Origin of the sequence: Candidatus Magnetobacterium casense, assembly GCF_019173545.1 — a bacterium.
Taxonomy (GTDB): domain Bacteria; phylum Nitrospirota; class Thermodesulfovibrionia; order Thermodesulfovibrionales; family Magnetobacteriaceae; genus Magnetobacterium; species Magnetobacterium cryptolimnobacter.
On the sequence record NZ_JABXWD010000488.1, the window covers coordinates 1 to 2,290 of the forward strand.

Annotated in this window: 3 protein-coding genes and 1 pseudogene; 2 read left to right on the forward strand and 2 right to left on the reverse strand. The window is 53.6% G+C overall.

Annotation, left to right across the window (positions count from 1 at the left end):
- Positions 1–379 precede the first annotated feature (379 nt).
- Together ispD and ispF are read left to right on the forward strand one after the other, a co-directional pair.
- Positions 380–1,081: a 2-C-methyl-D-erythritol 4-phosphate cytidylyltransferase gene (ispD, locus tag HWQ67_RS16690; RefSeq protein ID WP_218253818.1), complete on the forward strand. Its 702-nt coding sequence runs from the start codon at positions 380–382 to the stop codon at positions 1,079–1,081.
- Positions 1,048–1,548 carry a 2-C-methyl-D-erythritol 2,4-cyclodiphosphate synthase gene (gene ispF, locus HWQ67_RS16695; RefSeq protein ID WP_218253819.1) on the forward strand — a complete coding sequence of 167 codons (501 nt, stop codon included), beginning with the start codon at positions 1,048–1,050 and terminating at the stop codon, positions 1,546–1,548. The genes ispD and ispF overlap by 34 nt, the downstream gene beginning before the upstream one ends.
- Here the strand turns inward: ispF and cobO are convergent.
- Both cobO and HWQ67_RS16705 read right to left on the reverse strand, forming a co-directional pair.
- Entirely contained in the window at positions 1,545–2,087 is a 543-nt protein-coding gene (cobO, locus tag HWQ67_RS16700; protein WP_218253820.1) for a cob(I)yrinic acid a,c-diamide adenosyltransferase, read from the reverse strand. The two genes, ispF and cobO, sit on opposite strands and share 4 nt — an antisense overlap.
- Before the next feature lie 9 nt (positions 2,088–2,096).
- Positions 2,097–2,290 (reverse strand): annotated as a pseudogene (locus HWQ67_RS16705) (hypothetical protein); the annotation flags it as partial.

A 2,290-nucleotide genomic window follows, 5' to 3' on the forward strand; every position in this document is an offset into this window, starting at 1 on the left:
GTGTATAATCAACCCAATGTCAACAAGACAAGAAGGGGTCAAGGGGGCTGGCCCCCTTGCAGGGGGTTCTGAAGGGGGGCGGAGCCGCCCCTTTCTTTCCTTCTTCTTAGGGGGGTGAACTATTACCTTGTATTTAATCCAATCGAAACGTGCTATAATATCCATTTCGTCTGATAATGCTAATACGCCTGGAAATTCCGACTTATACTCCGGGACAAATATGCTATTTTAGTCACTCTATATTTTTTGGCGAAGGTATTGATATATCATCACAGGATTTTATATAGCAAGAGAAATTTTACTTTACTCCGACTAACTCTTAATGGTATCCTAACATCAATATTCAAGCGGAGATAAAAACAACAGCATTGGGGGCAAAGTGACAATCGCAATAGTGCCATCGGCAGGCTCAGGCAGGAGATTCGGTTCCGAGCGCAACAAGGTCTTTTATCCCTTGCTGGGGGTACCGATCCTTGCCAGGACATTGCAGCGGCTCCAGGCGTGTCTGCATATAGATGAGATCATCCCCGTCGTCCAGGACTGTAATACGGAGGATACCCGCAAGCTGATAGAGAGGTTTGCGATAACCAAGGTCAAGCGTCTGGCCCCCGGTGGGGAGCGACGGCAGGACTCCGTCTGTAATGCCCTTGGGCTTATTTGCACAACTGCCCCGGGGACTGACCCGTTGGTGTTCATCCACGACGCCGCACGTCCCCTGATTTCGGATGCGCTCCTGAGGGACTGCATTGCCGCCCTTAGCGGGTGTGATGGCTTGGTTTGTGCCGTGGCAGTCAAGGATACCGTCAAGGAGGTCGCCAACGGCTACGTGGTCAAGACCCTCAACCGGGATAGCCTCATGGCCGTACAGACCCCACAGGTCTTTCCATGCTCCACCATACTTGAGGCATACAGCAGGGCGGCTGCCGATGGCCTGACCTTTACCGACGACACCTCGGCGGTTGAACACTACGGTGGCAGAATCAAAATCATCGCCGGAGAGTACGCAAACATCAAAATAACCACGAGGGATGACCTCGCCTACGCACAATGGATACTATCCCAACAGACGACGTCAGAGTAGGGCTAGGGTACGACTCGCACCGCCTGGTTGAAGGCAGGAGGCTCATCCTCGGCGGGATTGAGCTGGCCTTTGACAAGGGGCTTGCCGGTCACTCCGACGCCGACGTCCTTTGTCACAGCATAATCGACGCCATCATTGGGGCAGCGGGCCTTGGCGATATCGGGCGGATGTTCCCCGACACCGATACCACATACAAAGACGCCTGTAGCCTCGACATGCTCAGGCTCGTCATCGACAAGATCAGAGGGGAGGGGTTTGTTGTCACCTGGCTCGATTGCATAGTCATCATGGAACGTCCCAAACTGGCCCCCTACATCGAACAGATCAAACAATCCCTTGCCTCAACGGGTATCGCCTCCAACCTCATCAACGTAAAGGCCAAAACCAATGAAGGCATGGGCTTTATCGGGCGTGGTGAGGGCGTGGCCTCCCTGGCCACCTGTACGCTAAGGTACGCACCATCTTAATACTCTATTCCCTGCCGTGCGGTAACGCCCCTGGTGAAATAGTGCTTTACCTCCCTAAATTCCGTCACCAGATCGGCCAGCTCAATGACCCTCTGAGGCGCTCCCCTGCCGGTCAGTACGAGTTCAACGCCTTGCGGACGACCTTGTATCAACTCCACAACCTCGTCAAGCCCTAATAGCCCCAGGGTCATGGCAACGTTTATCTCATCGAGGATAACGACCTGGTAGTTGTCAGAAAGCACTGCCTCCTGACACTGGCTGAGACCTCTCTTGGCTGCCTCTATGTCCTCTGTCCCCGGTGCGCCCCTGACAAACCCCATGCCATATTGCCGGACTTCTATGAGGTCATCCAGACTCTGTGGAGCCGACAGCGTCCCGGAACGGGAGAGAAAATGAAACTCGCCACTGCCGGCGCTCTTTATGAACTGAGCAAAAAACACCCTCAACCCACTGCCTGCCGCCCTGACTGCCAACCCTACTGCCGCCGTGGTCTTGCCCTTACCGTTGCCCGTGTACACCTGTACGTAACCCTTAAACAATACCCACCCTCAGCCCAATAACGGGATAATCGTAAATATCAAAAATAACAGATAAAGAACGCCAATCACCACCGATGCCTTCCGTCTGCCGGTCTTTGAATGTTCATCCCTGTCGATAAACGGGACCATGCTCAACGCCGCCACAAAGACCAGAGGTAAGACCACCGTCCCTATAAACGCAGTTCTGCCCGGAAAATACTTCA

Coding starts and splice junctions, on each gene's coding strand:
- ispF (WP_218253819.1), top strand. CDS start 1,048: ATGGATACTATCCCAACAGACGACGTCAGAGTAGGGCTAGGGTACGAC.